The organism is Streptomyces pacificus (assembly GCF_011766325.1).
In the GTDB taxonomy this organism is placed as follows: Bacteria; Actinomycetota; Actinomycetes; order Streptomycetales; family Streptomycetaceae; genus Streptomyces; species Streptomyces pacificus.
In genome coordinates this window covers 24,185-38,572 of sequence record NZ_BLLG01000021.1, presented here as the reverse complement: position 1 = coordinate 38,572, position 14,388 = coordinate 24,185, and the positions used below count along the sequence as shown (strand labels likewise).

The 14,388-nt window shown below is 70.7% G+C and carries 24 protein-coding genes and 2 pseudogenes; 7 read left to right on the top strand and 19 right to left on the bottom strand.

All coding sequences use genetic code 11. From position 1 onward, the window contains the following. Positions 1-50 precede the first annotated feature (50 nt). The 18 genes from SCWH03_RS24680 to SCWH03_RS29985 all read right to left on the bottom strand — a co-directional run bounded on the left by SCWH03_RS24680 (position 51) and on the right by SCWH03_RS29985 (position 8,292). Entirely contained in the window at positions 51-218 is a 168-nt protein-coding gene (locus SCWH03_RS24680; protein WP_173266549.1) for a hypothetical protein, read from the bottom strand. Beyond that, positions 218-562 (bottom strand): hypothetical protein, encoded by a 345-nt coding sequence (locus SCWH03_RS24675; RefSeq protein ID WP_173266547.1) that lies wholly within the window; start codon positions 560-562, stop codon positions 218-220. The genes SCWH03_RS24680 and SCWH03_RS24675 overlap by 1 nt, the downstream gene beginning before the upstream one ends. A 251-nt stretch (positions 563-813) precedes the next feature. Beyond that, positions 814-978, bottom strand: coding sequence for a hypothetical protein (locus SCWH03_RS24670; protein WP_254076994.1), 165 nt, complete (start codon positions 976-978; stop codon positions 814-816). 97 nt (positions 979-1,075) lie between these two features. After that, on the bottom strand, positions 1,076-1,246 hold the full coding sequence (locus tag SCWH03_RS24665) for a hypothetical protein (RefSeq protein ID WP_173266543.1): 171 nt from the start codon (positions 1,244-1,246) through the stop codon (positions 1,076-1,078). Then, complete coding sequence (locus SCWH03_RS24660) at positions 1,228-1,884, bottom strand: hypothetical protein (RefSeq protein WP_173266542.1); 657 nt, start codon at positions 1,882-1,884, stop codon at positions 1,228-1,230. Before SCWH03_RS24660 ends, SCWH03_RS24665 begins: the two co-directional genes overlap by 19 nt. Then, entirely contained in the window at positions 1,881-2,174 is a 294-nt protein-coding gene (locus tag SCWH03_RS24655) for a hypothetical protein (RefSeq protein WP_173266540.1), read from the bottom strand. The genes SCWH03_RS24660 and SCWH03_RS24655 overlap by 4 nt, the downstream gene beginning before the upstream one ends. Before the next feature lie 15 nt (positions 2,175-2,189). After that, positions 2,190-2,672, bottom strand: a complete 483-nt coding sequence (locus tag SCWH03_RS24650; protein WP_173266538.1) for a single-stranded DNA-binding protein — start codon at positions 2,670-2,672, stop codon at positions 2,190-2,192. Positions 2,673-2,742: 70 nt separating this feature from the next. Further along, on the bottom strand, positions 2,743-2,988 hold the full coding sequence (locus SCWH03_RS24645) for a hypothetical protein (protein ID WP_173266536.1): 246 nt from the start codon (positions 2,986-2,988) through the stop codon (positions 2,743-2,745). A 110-nt stretch (positions 2,989-3,098) separates the two neighbouring features. After that, positions 3,099-3,443 (bottom strand): hypothetical protein, encoded by a 345-nt coding sequence (locus SCWH03_RS24640; protein ID WP_173266534.1) that lies wholly within the window; start codon positions 3,441-3,443, stop codon positions 3,099-3,101. Further along, complete coding sequence (locus tag SCWH03_RS24635; RefSeq protein ID WP_254076993.1) at positions 3,440-3,664, bottom strand: hypothetical protein; 225 nt, start codon at positions 3,662-3,664, stop codon at positions 3,440-3,442. The genes SCWH03_RS24640 and SCWH03_RS24635 overlap by 4 nt, the downstream gene beginning before the upstream one ends. A 138-nt stretch (positions 3,665-3,802) precedes the next feature. After that, positions 3,803-5,404, bottom strand: coding sequence for a YfjI family protein (locus SCWH03_RS24630; protein ID WP_173266532.1), 1,602 nt, complete (start codon positions 5,402-5,404; stop codon positions 3,803-3,805). 8 nt (positions 5,405-5,412) lie between these two features. Continuing rightward, the gene (locus tag SCWH03_RS24625; protein ID WP_173266530.1) at positions 5,413-6,270 is read right to left on the bottom strand and encodes a toprim domain-containing protein; all 858 of its coding nucleotides are present in this window, start codon (positions 6,268-6,270) and stop codon (positions 5,413-5,415) included. Between the two features lie 79 nt (positions 6,271-6,349). Then, complete coding sequence (locus SCWH03_RS24620) at positions 6,350-6,580, bottom strand: hypothetical protein (protein ID WP_173266529.1); 231 nt, start codon at positions 6,578-6,580, stop codon at positions 6,350-6,352. Further along, positions 6,577-6,900, bottom strand: coding sequence for a hypothetical protein (locus tag SCWH03_RS24615; protein WP_173266527.1), 324 nt, complete (start codon positions 6,898-6,900; stop codon positions 6,577-6,579). Before SCWH03_RS24615 ends, SCWH03_RS24620 begins: the two co-directional genes overlap by 4 nt. Next, complete coding sequence (locus tag SCWH03_RS24610) at positions 6,897-7,052, bottom strand: hypothetical protein (protein WP_173266525.1); 156 nt, start codon at positions 7,050-7,052, stop codon at positions 6,897-6,899. Before SCWH03_RS24610 ends, SCWH03_RS24615 begins: the two co-directional genes overlap by 4 nt. After that, the gene (locus tag SCWH03_RS24605; protein WP_254076992.1) at positions 7,049-7,270 is read right to left on the bottom strand and encodes a hypothetical protein; all 222 of its coding nucleotides are present in this window, start codon (positions 7,268-7,270) and stop codon (positions 7,049-7,051) included. The genes SCWH03_RS24610 and SCWH03_RS24605 overlap by 4 nt, the downstream gene beginning before the upstream one ends. Next, positions 7,267-7,911 (bottom strand): DUF6907 domain-containing protein, encoded by a 645-nt coding sequence (locus tag SCWH03_RS24600; RefSeq protein ID WP_173266523.1) that lies wholly within the window; start codon positions 7,909-7,911, stop codon positions 7,267-7,269. The genes SCWH03_RS24605 and SCWH03_RS24600 overlap by 4 nt, the downstream gene beginning before the upstream one ends. A 66-nt stretch (positions 7,912-7,977) precedes the next feature. Further along, the gene (locus tag SCWH03_RS29985) at positions 7,978-8,292 is read right to left on the bottom strand and encodes a helix-turn-helix domain-containing protein (RefSeq protein ID WP_173266521.1); all 315 of its coding nucleotides are present in this window, start codon (positions 8,290-8,292) and stop codon (positions 7,978-7,980) included. Positions 8,293-8,848: 556 nt separating this feature from the next. Here SCWH03_RS29985 and SCWH03_RS24590 point away from each other — a divergent pair. Then, complete coding sequence (locus SCWH03_RS24590; protein WP_173266519.1) at positions 8,849-9,481, top strand: hypothetical protein; 633 nt, start codon at positions 8,849-8,851, stop codon at positions 9,479-9,481. 3 nt (positions 9,482-9,484) lie between these two features. Here SCWH03_RS24590 and SCWH03_RS24585 read toward each other — a convergent pair whose 3' ends face one another. Then, positions 9,485-10,978, bottom strand: coding sequence for a recombinase family protein (locus tag SCWH03_RS24585; RefSeq protein ID WP_173266518.1), 1,494 nt, complete (start codon positions 10,976-10,978; stop codon positions 9,485-9,487). A gap of 42 nt (positions 10,979-11,020) precedes the next feature. On the opposite strand from SCWH03_RS24585, the pseudogene SCWH03_RS24580 reads away from it, so the two are divergent. The 6 genes and pseudogenes from SCWH03_RS24580 to SCWH03_RS29395 all read left to right on the top strand — a co-directional run. Next, a pseudogene (locus tag SCWH03_RS24580) lies at positions 11,021-11,593 on the top strand (ATPase, T2SS/T4P/T4SS family); the annotation flags it as partial. Next, positions 11,590-12,438 (top strand): type II secretion system F family protein, encoded by an 849-nt coding sequence (locus SCWH03_RS24575; protein WP_173266516.1) that lies wholly within the window; start codon positions 11,590-11,592, stop codon positions 12,436-12,438. The pseudogene SCWH03_RS24580 and the gene SCWH03_RS24575, both read left to right, overlap by 4 nt. Then, positions 12,435-13,238 (top strand): type II secretion system F family protein, encoded by an 804-nt coding sequence (locus SCWH03_RS24570; protein WP_173266515.1) that lies wholly within the window; start codon positions 12,435-12,437, stop codon positions 13,236-13,238. Before SCWH03_RS24575 ends, SCWH03_RS24570 begins: the two co-directional genes overlap by 4 nt. Before the next feature lie 139 nt (positions 13,239-13,377). Beyond that, positions 13,378-13,653 carry a DUF4244 domain-containing protein gene (locus SCWH03_RS29690; RefSeq protein ID WP_173266651.1) on the top strand — a complete coding sequence of 92 codons (276 nt, stop codon included), beginning with the start codon at positions 13,378-13,380 and terminating at the stop codon, positions 13,651-13,653. After that, the gene (locus SCWH03_RS24560; protein ID WP_173266513.1) at positions 13,640-14,038 is read left to right on the top strand and encodes a TadE family type IV pilus minor pilin; all 399 of its coding nucleotides are present in this window, start codon (positions 13,640-13,642) and stop codon (positions 14,036-14,038) included. The genes SCWH03_RS29690 and SCWH03_RS24560 overlap by 14 nt, the downstream gene beginning before the upstream one ends. After that, positions 14,035-14,346 (top strand): annotated as a pseudogene (locus SCWH03_RS29395) (Rv3654c family TadE-like protein); the annotation flags it as partial. The gene SCWH03_RS24560 and the pseudogene SCWH03_RS29395, both read left to right, overlap by 4 nt. Between the last annotated feature and the right edge of the window lie 42 nt (positions 14,347-14,388).

The window sequence follows — 14,388 nt, the reverse complement described above, 5'->3', positions numbered from 1 at the left end:
AGAGGCCAGGCCCGCGGGGGAGGTCCCCGGGGCCCGGCCGGTCTGGTGGGTCAGCGAAGGTTGGCGGCGGCGTGGGCCTGGGCGTTGCTGACGGCGTCTGCGCGCTGCGCGGTGGCCTCGATGCGGGCGGCCGGGGAGTTGGCGGCGGCATACGCGGCCGCGGCCTCGCGGTGGAGCTCGGCGACGCGTTCGGCCTCGGTGGGCTGCTGGTTGCGCATCAGATCGCTCCGGTGGCGGAGCGGAGACGGGCCGCGTACTCGCCGGCGGTCTCGCCCGGGCGCATCGCGGGGAGGGCGTCACCGACGCGCTCCGTGGGGGCGCTCCGGTAGCCGGTGGGCGGGTGCTCGGCGAGGCGGGAGCGAAGGTAGTCCGCGTGCCACCCCGGGTCGCCACCGTGGTCCAGGACATCGGCCAGGGCGATCCGGGCGTGCATCACCCGCGCCTCGAGGATCCGGTCGTGGACCTCGGCGTCGCCGACGGTCGCCGGATGCGGGATGTCGAGCGCCTCACGCACAGCGGCGAGGAGAGCGCGGGACTCGGTGGCGGGGATGGGGCGGCTCATCGTGCACCGCCGGCCCGGACGCGGTACAGGGCCTCGTCCATGTCGGGGTCGGAGTCCGTGGGGTACGGCGGGGGCGCGTCCGCGCGCCTGGGCATGGGAAAATGCCGGTGGTCCATGAGGAGGTTCCGTCTCTCTCGTGGTCAAGTCCCCGGTTCGGCGTTCCACCGCCTGCCGGGGGCGTCGGGGTCGGGCGACGCGGCCGCTCCTCGGGTGTTCCACCACCCGGGGGAGCTGTTGCCCGGCCCCTCGTTCTATGCGGTTGGGGTGTGCTTCTTGATCGCGTTGCTGACGGCGGTGTAGCTCTTGCCGACTTCCTTCGCGACCTTGTAGACGCTGCCCATCTCGGCGACGCCGTCGGCGAGGGCCTGGGCGCGTCGGATGGCGGCTTCCAGTAGCTCGGATTGGAGCTGTTCCACCAGCTCGTCTTCCTGTCGGAACCGGTCCCGCCAGGGCTTCTCGGTCACGCTCACCAGACTATCACAGGGGGGTGTGATAGTGGCAAGGCTGCCAGGCTCAACTCCGCCCCTTCTCACGGGGCTTAGCCTGGGCGTCGCTGACGGTCCGCATCACCTCGGCGGCGGGCCGGGCGCAGATGACGGCCTCGCCGTCGGGATCGATGGCCTCCGCGGTGCACTGCGTGTTGAAGGCCTTCAGGTACCGGCACGTCACGATGCGGTCGGCCACGGCTCCTCCTTCTCGTCCTGGTCGATGAACACCTTCAGGTCGGGCCAGCTCGCGGGTGGATAGGTGCAGCCGCACCAGCGGCAGGAGACGGCCGACTGCCCGGGGAAGTGGCGCAGGATCGCGCCGCAGATGGCGCCGCCCGGGTCGACGGCCGGACACGCGCCGAGGCGACGACCACGCTCGCCCGGCTCGGACGGGTTGACGATCGAGGCGACATCCCGCTCGAGGTCACGGATCTCCTCGGCGAACGCCCCGGCGAGCGGCCAGCTGGCGGCGATCCAGTCGAGATTCATGGACAGGGCCCGGGCCGCGACGGCGACGCGCCGCTCGGTGCTGCCCGCAACAGCCGGCTCGCGCCACCCGCGGTCGGACTGCATGGCCGAGCGCCAGTCCTCCAGGACGCCGACGATCCCGCCGGGGCCGCGGAGACTGAACGCGGGCTCGAAGACGGGCAGCGGCGCGTCCACAGCCTGCGTGCGGCCGTACTGGGCGCTGGCCCTGCCGCCGGGCTGCAGGAAGGCCTCCAGCCCGGCGTAGAGCTTCGGCATCCGGCCGAGCCGCCGAGCCGTGGCCAGAGTGCAGCCGGAGCACAGGTAGCCGTCCTCCAGCGGCGCCTCACACAGGCCACACACGTTCACGGCAGCTCCTCGTGGTCGTACTCGGACTCCCCGCACGCGGTGCCGTAGCCGGTCGCGGTGCAGGGCGCTTCGTAGCCGAACCCTTGATAGGGGTGGCTGGTGATGGGGAACTTCTGTCGGCTGCTCGTGGTGATGGCGGTGATCAGTTCGTCGATGACCGTGTCGGTGGGGACCCGCGTGAATCCGCCGTCGATGCGGTTGGGGGCGGGCATGGTGTCGTCGTCCGGGTCGATGAACCGGGCCAGGGCGGTCCGCAGGGCGGCGTGGAGCTGGATCTCGCGGTCGGACATGGGGATCTCCTCGATCTAGAAAGGGGGCTCAGGCTGGCCAGTGGGGGCGGGCTGCGCGCCCTGCTGCTGTGCAGGGCGGGCGCCGCCCCAGCCGTCGTTCTGCGTGGGGCCCTGCCCCGCGGAGGTCTGGCTGCCGGTCTTCTTGGTGACGACGGCGGAGGCGTAGGTGAGGGACGGGCCGACCTCGTCCACGTCGACCTCGAAGACCGTGCGCTTGATCTGCTCGCGATCCTCGTAGGAGCGCTGCTTCAGCCGGCCCTGGACAATGACGCGCATGCCGCGGCCGAGGGTCTCGGCGACGTTCTCCGCGGCCGCGCGCCACACGGAGCAGGTGAGGAACAGCGCCTCGCCGTCCTCCCACTGGTTGGTGGTCCGGTTGAACGTGCGCGGAGTCGACGCGATGCGGAACTTGGCGACCGCCACCCCGGACGGGGTGAAGCGGAGCTCGGGGTCGTCGACCAAATTGCCGACGATCGTGATGACGGTCTCACCTGCCATGGGGCCTCTCCTGTGGTGTCCTGGATGGGTGGCCGGCCCGGATCCCGCGGGCCGGCTGTCGTCGTGCGGGTCAGGCGCGGTCCTCGTAGATCGCGCCGCTGAGGACGTCCTCCGCCATGGACGCGATGACGTCCCGCCGGGTGAGGGCCCCCTCCGCGGTGGGTTCGGGGTAGCCGGCGGGAAGGTCGCGCTCCACAGCGTCGACGACATCGGCGACCTTGAAGGTGATGCCGGTGTGCGCCGAGAGGCCGGCGATCTGCTCCACCGCCTTCTCAGTGCGGGCAATCAGGTCTGCCGCGAGAGCCTGCAGGTCCATGATCGGTACTCCTTCGGGTGGGCGACTTACTTCTTGTTGGGAAGCAAGTCGCGGGATGCTGGATGGGAGGCCGGGCCCGATATCCGCGGGCCCGGCCGATGTGCGTGCGGTCAGCGGTCGATGCGCGGGTCCGTCAGGTCCGTGGCGTCGGGCTCGTAGTGCGCGTAGGCCACGACGTGGTCGGGGGCGTGGCTGTTGTAGAGGCTGGCGCAGGTCGGGAACCCGGGGGCCGTGACGAACGCGGGCTCGAAGTCTGTGCCGCCGTCGTGCTCGACGAGGGCCCAGGCGATGACGCGGTGCCGCTCGGTGGCGGTGACCGTGCTGCCGCCGTCCTCGAGCTTCTCGTAGTAGTAGACGGTGGCGACCCAGCCAGGCTGGGCGTTGACCATGTTCAGGATTCGAGGCGCCGCAGACGGCTGATCGATGGCGGCTGCGACGGGGGCGGTGACGGTCACGGTGTCTCCTTCTGGGGGTAGGTGCGGCGGTAGTTGGCTTCGCGGAGCTTGGTGGCGTGGCGGATGGCGAGGCCGCGCTTGCGGGCGGCGGCGAGGGCTGCGCGCCGGCGCTTCTCCCGTTCGGCGCGGGCCCGGGCGGCGGCGATCTTCTCGGCGACCACGTCGTCGACGTTCACGGCGGACTGCCTCTCGGTCGGACCGGCCGCCGGACTTTCGTCCATTAATTCCACGCGGTCGGGGCGTCGAAGGTGTGGGGTGTGGGGCCAGTGCGTCACGTAGCGCTGACTATCGAATTACAGAGAGTGAGTATTAGTTGAAAAATGGCCTTTATAGGGAGGGTGGGAGTAATCCAGGGCCACTCAAGCCACCCCCCGAGGTATGGAATTAATGGAGATAACCCGCCTCTCCCTGCCCGTCACGTCCGGATGTGCGACGAAACGCGGCTTCTGGGGGCGACCGCGCTGCCCTTCCTTCCGCTCCGGCGGTTCGATCAGCCGCAGCCAACCGGCCCGCACCAGCAGGTCGATCGCGTCGTCCACGTCACCCATCTCCGTGCACCAGCTCTGGCCACGGACGCCCTTCTCCACGTCCCCCGCGGCGAACCGGCCCTCGATCTGCCCGTCGGCGTACTTCCGCCGCAGCCAGTCGAGTACGGCCCGCGCCGGCCCGAGCTTCGACTGGCGCTCCGACGACATGAGGTCGGACACCAGGCGGGCATGAGCGATCAGGTACGGCACCAGGGCGACGGCGTCGTCCATGACATCGCCCGGAACGGTGAGCGCCGACGGATCCTCGAAGAGCGTGAGGACGGCGGCGATCCGCAGCACCTGCCCGGGGAGCTTCTTGGCCCAGCCCTCGATCGCGGCCAGGTCGCCGTGCGCCTTGTGCCGGGGCTCCAGCTCCTCCCAGAAGGAGCGGAACGACCGCCGCGCCGCCGGGTCCAGGTCCATCTCACGGCACTCGGCGTCGTCCCAGATCGCCGCCATCATGGCGCGGATCGCGTGGTCCCACGCCTGGCGGGTTCCGCCCGGGATCGGGTCGGTGTCGTACACGCGCTCGCCGACCCGACTCGCCGGCATCGAGAAGATGAACCGGGCCATGAGGCCGCGGGCCTCGAACACGTCGCCGGTCTCGCCCATGCCGGTGAGGAAGCCGGGCTGGACGGCCAACCCGAGTGACAGGTTGGGGCGTTCGAGGAGCAGCGTCCGGCCGCTCTTGCGGTTGACGGCGTGGGGCTCGTGGCTCCAGGCCTTGAGCACGATCTCGGGGTTGGCGTTCTTGCTGTACCGGCCGCCGACGTTGCCGAGGAACGAGCTCTCGGTGGAGAGCACGGCCAGGCGCTCGCCCTGCTCGGCGATCACGTCGGTGGCCGCTTCGGGTGTGGTGTCGTCGGCGATCAGCTGGGTGTACACCTTCGGGTCGCCGAGGGCCTCGAGCTCGTCGCGTGCGGCGTCGAGGCTCTCGCGTGCCTTTTTCCGCTTCTCGGGCCCGTCGGCCTTGATGACCTTCGACTCGGCGTCGGAGACGATGGACTCGGCGATCCGCCGGTCCTGCTGGTCGCGGACGACGGCGCTTTTGTCCTCCTCTCGCCGCCGCTTCTGCTCGTCGTAGATGGGCTTGGCCATGACGGACAGGGCCGGTGACTTCATCTCACCGGGCGCCGCGACGGGCATGGTGTAGAGCGTGACGGGCTCGACCCAGTCGGCCTTCGGGCTGACGGTGCGGCGGCCGCCGATCGCGGTGGAGGCGACGGCCATGCCCAGCCAGGCCGGCAGGTCGACGGGGACCTGCAGGCTGTCGGACACGGCCTGAGCCATGACGCCGATGCCGCGCAGCTTGGTCGAGTCGAGGGACGGAGCGGGCGGCGGGTCGAGCCGGATCGGCTCGTCCCAGCCGTCGGCGTCCTCGGGGTGGATGCCGTGGTCCCAGGTCGGTTCCTTGATGTCCTGGGCCCAGTTCATGCGCGCGCTCACTGAGCCTCCGGGTCGCCGGGGTACGGAACCGGGGCCCCGACCTGGTGGAACTGGTGGTCCTTGTAGCCGGCGGCGAAGTGGTCGGCGGCGTCCTTGCCGGCCTTGGCTTGCACGACGTAGATCGAGCGGGCCAGACCGATCAGGGTTTCGACGACGTGCTCGGCGTGACGGCGGCCAGGCTCGTCGCGGTCGGCGACGATGGTCACGTCCATGCCCTCGAGGAACTGGGCGTGTTCGGCGGTCCACTTTCCCGCGCCGCCCGCGTTGCAGGTCGCGACGAGCCCGTGGTCGACGAGGGCATGAGCGTCCTTTTCGCCCTCGCAGATCCAGACGACTCGGTCGTTGGTCTTGGCCTTGAGGATCTCGGGCAGTCGGTACGGGACGACGCGGACGAGCCGGTTGCCCTGCTGGTCGTTGAGGCTCCAGCGTCGGCCGGACTTGGCCGTCGGTTCTGGGCGCCACTGGGCGAAGCACTTGTGGTCGCAGCGGGTGACGCCGTGCACGACGGCCCCGTTCTCGCCTCGGTACAGGTACTGGGCGACGCGCTTGTGACCTCGCTCCTTGCACGGGATCCACATGTCGTCGGCCGGGCGGTCGCGCTGCCGCTCGGGCAGCGGCTCGTCGAACAGGTCGGCTTCGGTCCATCCGATGGCGGCGAGGAAGTCGGCGTTGCCCTGGCACTTGTGGCAGAACACGCCGACGCCGCCCTGGATGCGGCTGATCGCGACCGTGCTGGGGGAGTCGCCGTCGTGGCAGAGGCCCCGGGTGCGCAGCGCTCTGCCTTGATAGCGGGTGGGTTCGCCCAGGTCGCGGAGATGGTCCGCAAGCCGATTGAAGGCGATGGTGTCGTTCACGAACGGGCTCTCTTCTGCGAGCTGGATCAGGGTGTTCGTGGGGCGGGGCGGGCGCACCCCCAGGGCGCCCGCCCCGCAGCTATGCGGCGATCTCGTCGGCCATGGCGGTGATGGCGTTGCACCAGCGGCGTGCGGCGGCGCGCACGCACTTCGCGGACGGCTGGGTTTCGAGGTCCGCTCGGACGGCGCCGAGGGTGACGTGGAACCGGGCCTGTTCGGTGACGAGCTGGAGGTGCTGCTCTCCTTGCTCGTCGGCCTGGTCGAGGTCGACCGGGTTGGTGACGGGCCAGTGGCCAGGTGCGCCAGTCATTCGGCACCGTCCACGTGAGTCCTGAACCAGTTGGCGATGTCCTGGAAGGACTGCGCCAGCTTCCCGGTAGCGAGCGCGTAGAGCGCGCGGGACTGGAGCTCGAACTCGGCTGCGTTCGAGGCGGCCGCCTTGGGTGTGGCCCCGCGGGAGGCCAGGTACCGCTCGGCGGCGAACGGGTCCGATTCGGCCCATGGCGCGGGGCTCTCGGCCTCGATCTCAAGGACGAGGCGGCGCGCAGCCTCCTGGATCTCTTCGTCCTGGCCCAGGTCTTGGACGGCGGCGAGGAACTGGGCGCGTTCGATGTGCGTCAGCGCGTTCACGCTGCCTCCCGGTTCGTGGCGGGCGCGGCGAATGCCGCTCGAATTACGAGTCGCTGCTCCTCTGACAAGGGGGGTGCCGCATCGACGATCCGCCGGATGCGCGCCCAGTAGGCGGCGTCGCGGTAGTCGGGCTCTTCGCGCTCGTCGCTCACTTCGCCTCCCGGTGGATGGGCCAGCCCGGTCCGGGCGGGGTCTCGGGCTTGCCTTGCAGGGCGTTCGGGGTGTGGGCCGGGCAGCGGTAGCCGGGGATGTAGGGGCGCACTCCGTCGGTCGCGCCGCAGTGGCGGGACTCGAGGCCGATCCAGTGCGTGCACTGCCGGGCCGGGCGGCCCGGGGACATGCCCCGGGCCGCGGCGGTGGGCTCGATCACTGGGCCTTCTCCTGCCCCATCAGGCGGCGCAGGTGGCGCAGTCCGTCGACGAAGGTGTCGAGGTCGTCGATGACCTCGTCGAGCTCGGGGCCGCCGAGGAGGACGCCGTTGCCGCCGCTGTTGAAGGAGACCTGGGGCCCGCCGCTGAACTCTTCGAGGGCGTGCAGGTCGGCGGACAGGAGCTGGTTGCTGGCGCAGCCCATGTCCTTGGGGATGGGCATGTCGATGCGGGGACCGACATGCTCAGTGCACGGCTGCCCGTCGTCGTAGTGGCGGGTGATGCAGGCGCCCGTCTTGCACCACGGGTGGTGCCCGGGCTCGGCCTGCTGTTCCTTGGCCTGCTCGCGCTTGATCATGTCGACGAGGGGCTTGAGCGGCCGCTGGTCGGCGACGCGGCCGATGATCTCGTCGAGCATGTCGACGACGGGGAGGAGGTCGCGGTTGTTCTGGTCGTGCACCGCGGTCGCGAAGGTGCGGTAGACCTGCCCGGTCGCGAGGATCTCGCGGGTGGTGTCGAGGGTGGTCTCGTCGGCGCCGGCGGCGGCCAGGGCGAGGAGGACGGTCTCGGCGAGGGCGGCGGGCTCGCCGCTCTGGCCGACCGGGGTGGACGGCGCCATTGCCGTCTGTGCCAAGATGGACATAGAGACGTCTCTTTCCGGCGGCGACGCGTAGTGGGGTGGTGCAACACCCTGAGCGTCGCCGTCTTACTAGTTAGCGCTGGTGGTGAGAGGGCCGTGCTCGACAGGCGACGTCGGGGTGCAACCCGGCGTCGTCGTCGTTGCCGAGGAGCTCTCGGCAGCTGAGCGGAGGGAATCGATCAGCTCTCCGTAAGCCAGGGCCTGCCGGCCTCGCGGTCTTCGGGTGCCTCGTTCCCACCGCCAGACGGTGGATTGGTCGACCCCACATGCTCGGGCGACTTCGGCGATGGACAGGTGTGCGGCCTCGCGCAGGCGCCGCGCTTCGCCGCTGTTCGCGGCAGCACGAATCCGGGAGAGGCGCAAGAGCTGTGCTGCTTGAGCCATGGCTCAAATTTAGCCGACCCCTTGCCGATGTCAAGCCCTGTAACTAGGGAACTGCGTATACCGATGCGGCAAAGAGCTACTAAGTAAGTGTTGCCAGCGTGGTCAGACGGGGTGCAGCCCGGTGCAGTCTGTTCCGACCCGTAGTCAAACCGTTCAGGCGCGTAGTCAAACTGGTCCGGTCGTGCAGGTGGGTGGTCCAGGGGGTGTGCCGTCTCCCTAAAGGGCGCCTTGAACTGCTGTTATGTGCCCCTCGGGGTGGCTGGGTTGCCCGGCTCGGCCTGCCTTGCAGGTCGACTGCTTCGACAAAGGCGTCGTGCAGGGTGGCTAGCCGGTGGTTAGTACCTGACAGGCTTTTAGGCAACACCAGGCACCGGGGAGCAACGGGAGGCACCAGTAGGCAACCACCCACATCAGTTCATATCGCTTCAGATCTCCGAGGGTCTGTCTTACTCAGGCCGACTCTGGCTAACCACAGCTGCGCGCAGCCACCGCTGTTCCTAGCCAAAGAGATGGGTCCCCCTTGCCGTTGGCTTGCCGATCGGGCATCTTGAGGACTGTGACTGACAACGTGCCCCCCACCGACTGGCGCCTCGTAGCGGTTCCCTTGAATTGGGATCCGAGCGCCCCCGAGCGGCTCAACTTCCCTAGCGTCCACATCCCAGCCAGGTTCATGACGCTGCCGAGCGACTTCTTCATGACGATCCGGACACCCGAAATGCTCGCTCTGGACACGCCGACCGCCATCATCGTCAGCTTCAGGACGACACCAGCCGGCGCCGAGGTGCTCCGAATCACCGGCATGGGGCCGGACTGGACCAGCCACCTCCCGGCTGTGGTCGGCGGCTTCCCGCCTTCAGCATGGGAGAGGCGGGCAGAGGATCGTATGGCCCAGTTCCTGCAGCATCCGGAGGCGCGAGCCCCGATTGCCGAGGAGTTCAGAAAGCTGCCACTGCGACGCATGGACATCGCCCCCACTCCGCCATCGGTAATGGAGGCGGGTATTCAGCGGCGACGAAAGATCACGCCCGAGCACCTCGAAGAGGTGGCCAAGGTGTACCGGAACGCACAGGCTAACGACGATCCGCCGACGCGCGCGGTACAAATTCACTTCGCCGTGTCGCACTCGACGGCTGCGAAATGGGTGGGAGCAGCGCGCAAAGCGGAACTCCTGCCCCCGCACGAGGACTGAGTGCTACCGCGGCCCGCGCTTCCAGTCGAGCTCGATCGTCTTGTAGTCGAAGTATCCGCCGTCGGGCATGCGGCCGCGGCGGGCCGGCCGGATGGTGACGTCGAGCAGCGCGCGCAGAACGGACCGGCGGCGGTCAAGCTCCATGCCCTTCCACGCCTTGCGGACGTCCGGCGCACCGACCAGGTCAACGAGCGGATCCTTCACCGCTGCCCGGGCCATCCGCTGCGTGATCCCGTCCAGCTGCGCGCGGGCCGTGTCCGAGCCCTCGGTGAACTGGGCCATGTCGATCTGCCCCGCACCGAACATCGCCGCCAGGTCGGTCAGCCGGCGGCGGATCTGCTCGCTCTCCACCTGCAGGGCACCTACGTCGATACCGCCTGCGGCCGGGAGCAGCAGTTCGTGAGCGTCGTCCCGTGACAGGCGCTCGATGATGACGTCCTCGATGTACCGGTCGAGCTTGTCGGCCCGGCGGGCACCGCCGTGCTGGGTCGGGCACCGGTAGCTTGGCCGGTTCGCCCCGCCGGCCCGGGTGCACTTCATGGTCTTGGTGCAGCCGTCGATGCCGCACCGGTAGATACCCGACCCGAACCACCTGGGCGTGGCCCCGGGCGTGGTGCGGCGGGTCGGGTTGGTGAGGAGCGCGACGACGGTGCGGTGTCGGGCCTCGTCGACGATCGGCTCCCAGCCGCCCTTCCCGATCTCCTCGCCGCGGTAGACGGCGATGCCGGCGTTCCTCGGGCGGAGCAGCATGTCGCGCGCCTCGACGCTGCCGATCTCGTTGCCGCGGGTGGTGGTGAAGCCCTTGTCGTTCAGCCACTTCACCCAGCCGCGGAGCGATCCGCCGGACAGCAGCATGTCGTGGCCGGTCTCGATCGCGGCCGCCTCCTCGGGCACGAGCTTGGCCATGTCGAGGACGTCGACTTCGGTCACGTCACCGGTCGCCTTGTCGACCTTCGTGCGCTTCTCGCCGGTGGGTCGGCCCCAGCCGAACGGGCGGATCCCGCCTGCCCACTGGCCGGCCTTGGCCTTCTGTAGCCGGGCCCGTGCCACGCGCTCGCCCTTGTGCTCGGACTCGTGCCGGGCGACGTTGCCCAGCATGCGCGCGACCAGGCGCCCGCCCGACGTGGCCAGGTCGAGCGCGCCGGCCTGCACGGTCTGCGTCGTGACGCCACGCCGCTCGCACACGGTGATGTACTCCTCCAGCTCGGTGGGGGAGCGGTGGAGCCGGTCGGTGTGCCAGGCGATGACGACCGTGGCTGCGCCCTGCTCCAGGTCGTTGAGCATCTGCCGGTACCGGGGCCGCGGCTTTCCCGAATAGGCACTGATGTCGTTGTCGACGTAGATCTCGACGACGTCCCAGCCGTTCCGTGCGGCGAGGGCTTCGCAGTCCTCGCGTTGCCGGTCCACGCCGAGGTGCGCGCCGGTACGGTCCTGACTGATGCGGACGTAGATGACCGCCCTGGTGGGCTGGTTACTGGGCGTAGTGCTGGGCGTCATGGGCCAAGTGTGCACCCACAGTGGTGTCTTATCCACAGATTCGGGAAGACGACACTGCTCTCCACTCTGCTGGGGTTGGTGGGCGGCCAGGAGCGCATCGTGCTCGCGGAGGACTCGGCGGAACTGCGTCCCGACCATCCGCACGTGGTGCGACTGGAAACGCGTCCGGCCAACCAGGAGGGCGCCGGCCTGGTCACCCTTCGCGACCTGGTGCGCCAGGCACTCCGGATGCGCCCCGACCGGCTGGTCGTCGGAGAAGTGCGCGGCTCTGAAGTGACCGATCTGCTGGCAGCGTTGAACACCGGGCACGACGGCGGGTGCGGCACCGTCCATGCGAACACGGCCGCGGACGTCCCCGCACGACTGGAGGCTCTGGGCACGGCTGCCGGTCTCGGCAGACTCGCTCTGCACAGCCAGTTGGCGGCGGCACTGTCCGTCGTGGTGCATCTCGTACGGGGGCGGGACGGCGGCCGCCGGGTCGCCGAGGTCCATGTCCTGGAGCGGGACGCAACGGGGCTGGTGGCGACCGTACCGGCGCTGCGGTGGAGCGCGGAGGGCTTCGCCCGCGAGCGCGGCTGGGAGCGGTTGCGATCCCTGATCGGGGGATCGCGATGACGGCGGCGGCGGTGTGGGCGGCGGTGTGTGCCGGGGTTGCCGTCTGCCTGACGGCCGGCCGCGACGGGGGGCTGCAGCGGGCACGACTGCTGGCGTGCGGCGGCGTGGCCCCGGAGGGGCCCCGATGGGCCTCCTCGGCACACTGGCGGAGACTCCTCGGCCGGGGGCGGCGGGAGTGGCTCTGCCTGCCGGCGGGTGCGCTGCTGGCCGTGTGGGGGGAGTCGGTGCTTCCGCTGCTCGCGGGGGCGGTGGCCGTTCCCTTGACGGCCCGGCGGCTGAGGGCCTGCGAGCGGCGCAGGGCAGCGGCCGGCCGAGCGGCCGCGGTGGTCGCTCTGTGCGGCGGCATCGTGGGCGAGCTGAGGGCCGGGGGCCAGCCGGGACAGGCCCTGCTGGCCGTGGGCCGGGCCACCGGCGCGCTGGGCGCAGCCGAGGCAGCGGTGCTGTCCGCCGCCCGGTTCGGCGGGGACGTGCCCGCAGAGCTGAGGCGAGCGTCACATGAGCCGGGAGCCGAGGGACTGGCCGGGCTGGCAGCCTGCTGGCTGGTCGCCGTGGACAGCGGTGCAGGTCTGGCGACGGCTGTCGACCGTCTGGAGGCCGTCCTCAGATCGGAGTGGGAGCAACAGGACTGCGTGCGAGTCCAGTTGGCGGGAGCTTGGTCAACGGTCGTGGTGCTGGCGCTGCTGCCGGTGATCGGACTGGCGCTCGGCTGGGCGCTCGGCGCGGATCCCCTGCGGATCCTTCTGCACAGCCCCGCGGGACTGGGCTGCCTCGTGGTGGGCGGACTGCTTGAGGCAGTCGGACTGTTCTGGGCGACCCGGATCGTACGGGCAGCGGAGCAGCCATGAACGACACGTTCGTCGGAGGTCTGGGCGTCACCTTCCTGGTCGGCGCGCCCGTGGCCGTGGCGGTGAGCGGGCGGCTGCGGCGCCGGCGGGCGCGTAGACGGCTCCACGCGCTCCTGGGGCCGCGCGCCGGGGCGAGTGCTGAGTGGCACGGGACGCTGCGCCGTCGGCGCCCGGTGCGCGCATCGACCCGGCTGGGGCGATGGGCGCCCGTGATCGTCGCCGTGGCCACCGGATGGGTCGTGGCTGGGGGACTCACCGGGTGCCTGCTGGGACTTGCCGGGGCGTACGGCCTGCGCAGATGGCAAGGGGGCCGCGCCCGGGACCGGGCGGCGGGAGCCTCCGCGAGCGCGGTGTCCGGGCAGCTCCCCCTCGCCGCTGAACTCCTGGCGGCCTGTGTCTCGGCCGGAGCCGGGCCGCGTGAGGCGGCGCGCGCGGTCGGTCAGTCGCTCGGGGGGCCGGTTGGAGAGCGGCTGGAGCAGACGGCGGCGGAGCTTCTGCTGGGAAGCGAACCGGCCGGTGCATGGGGGAGGTTCGGGGAGATTCCGGGCGCAGCGGGGCTCGCCCGCTGTCTGGAGCGGGCAGCCGCGTCGGGAGCGCCGGCCGCCGAACCGGTCGCCCGGCTCGCTGCGGCTCTCAGAGCGGAGAGGGCCCGTGGCGCTGCGTCCCGGGCCCAGCGCGCCCACGTGCTGATCACCGCACCGGTGGGGCTCTGCTTTCTGCCCGCCTTTCTCGCGGTCGGAGTGGCTCCCGTGGTGATCGGCCTGGCCACAGGGCTGCTGCAGGCGAAGGGAGGCAGCTGACCGGTGGCGCACCGGATCATCCCGTCGGCTCAGAGCATCGGCCGCATCAATCGCATCCATCACATCCATCACATCAGCCGCTTCGGCGGGGCAACGGCGCCGACAGACGGCGGCGGCATTCGTGAACGAGGAGATCGAGATGAGCATGAACGACCTGAAGACCTGGACGGCGGAACGTACCGCGAGGAGGCTCGTCGTCATCGTGTGCACCCGGGTGGTGACCCGGACCGGCGGGATCATCACCGGGGCGCGCCGGGCGACCCTTGGCGACGCCGGGATGACCACTTCGGAGTACGCGATGGGCACGATCGCAGCGTGTGCTTTCGCTGCCGTCCTGTATCAGGTGATCACGAGCGACACGGTCTCCGGGGCACTTGAATCCATCATCGGCAAGGCACTCAGTGCGCAGTTCTGACACCGCTGCGACTACGCGCCCGCGCCCCTGCCCCAGGGCAGAGCGGGGATCGGTCACGGCGGAAGCCGCGGTGGCCGTGCCCGCGCTGGTGGTCTTCACGATGGCCCTGGTCTGGGCACTGATGGCGGCATCGGCGCAGATCCAGTGTGTGGACGCCGCCAGGGCAGGGGCTCGGGCGGCCGCCCGCTCGGAACCCCGGGCCGCCACGCTCGCCGCCGCCCGTTCGGCCGCACCGCCCGGGGCGAAGATCTCGCTGGGCAGGGATGGAGACCTCTGGCGGGTGCGCGTCGAGGCCCCGAGCCCAGGCCCCGCGGCACCCTCCCTCACTCTGGCGGCCGAAGCGGTCGCACTCGCCGAGGACGCGGTGGGCAGCGGTGAGCGATGAGGAACCGGGACAGTGGCTCGGCGACCGTGTGGGCGGCGATGGCGGCCTGCGCGATGTGCGCGGTCTTCGCCGTGGTGCTCGGTTTGGGGCAGGCCGTGGTCGCCCGTCACCGCGCAGGCGCCGCAGCCGACCTTGCGGCGCTCGCCGCGGCCGACCGGGCGCTGGAGGGCGCCGGAGACGCGTGTGCCCAGGCGGCAAGGGTGGCCGAGGCGCAAGGGGCGGTAGTCGTGCGATGCGCCGTAGCGGGTGAGATCGCCGACGTCACGGCCGGCACGGCTCTCGGCCCGTACCGACCGGAGGTCAGGGCCCGCGCAGGTCCGTCCGCCCCGTCCGGCCTTCCGACCCCTTCA

What these genes read in the sequence shown, in the direction of transcription:
- SCWH03_RS24680 (WP_173266549.1), bottom strand. Translation starts at nt 218, where the DNA reads ATGCGCAACCAGCAGCCCACCGAGGCCGAACGCGTCGCCGAGCTCCAC.
- SCWH03_RS24675 (WP_173266547.1), bottom strand. Translation starts at nt 562, where the DNA reads ATGAGCCGCCCCATCCCCGCCACCGAGTCCCGCGCTCTCCTCGCCGCT.
- SCWH03_RS24655 (WP_173266540.1), bottom strand. Translation starts at nt 2,174, where the DNA reads ATGTCCGACCGCGAGATCCAGCTCCACGCCGCCCTGCGGACCGCCCTG.
- SCWH03_RS24650 (WP_173266538.1), bottom strand. Translation starts at nt 2,672, where the DNA reads ATGGCAGGTGAGACCGTCATCACGATCGTCGGCAATTTGGTCGACGAC.
- SCWH03_RS24645 (WP_173266536.1), bottom strand. Translation starts at nt 2,988, where the DNA reads ATGGACCTGCAGGCTCTCGCGGCAGACCTGATTGCCCGCACTGAGAAG.
- SCWH03_RS24635 (WP_254076993.1), bottom strand. Translation starts at nt 3,664, where the DNA reads ATGGACGAAAGTCCGGCGGCCGGTCCGACCGAGAGGCAGTCCGCCGTG.
- SCWH03_RS24630 (WP_173266532.1), bottom strand. Translation starts at nt 5,404, where the DNA reads ATGAACTGGGCCCAGGACATCAAGGAACCGACCTGGGACCACGGCATC.
- SCWH03_RS24620 (WP_173266529.1), bottom strand. Translation starts at nt 6,580, where the DNA reads ATGACTGGCGCACCTGGCCACTGGCCCGTCACCAACCCGGTCGACCTC.
- SCWH03_RS24600 (WP_173266523.1), bottom strand. Translation starts at nt 7,911, where the DNA reads ATGTCCATCTTGGCACAGACGGCAATGGCGCCGTCCACCCCGGTCGGC.
- SCWH03_RS29985 (WP_173266521.1), bottom strand. Translation starts at nt 8,292, where the DNA reads ATGGCTCAAGCAGCACAGCTCTTGCGCCTCTCCCGGATTCGTGCTGCC.
- SCWH03_RS24585 (WP_173266518.1), bottom strand. Translation starts at nt 10,978, where the DNA reads ATGACGCCCAGCACTACGCCCAGTAACCAGCCCACCAGGGCGGTCATC.
- SCWH03_RS24575 (WP_173266516.1), top strand. Translation starts at nt 11,590, where the DNA reads ATGACGGCGGCGGCGGTGTGGGCGGCGGTGTGTGCCGGGGTTGCCGTC.
- SCWH03_RS24570 (WP_173266515.1), top strand. Translation starts at nt 12,435, where the DNA reads ATGAACGACACGTTCGTCGGAGGTCTGGGCGTCACCTTCCTGGTCGGC.
- SCWH03_RS29690 (WP_173266651.1), top strand. Translation starts at nt 13,378, where the DNA reads ATGAGCATGAACGACCTGAAGACCTGGACGGCGGAACGTACCGCGAGG.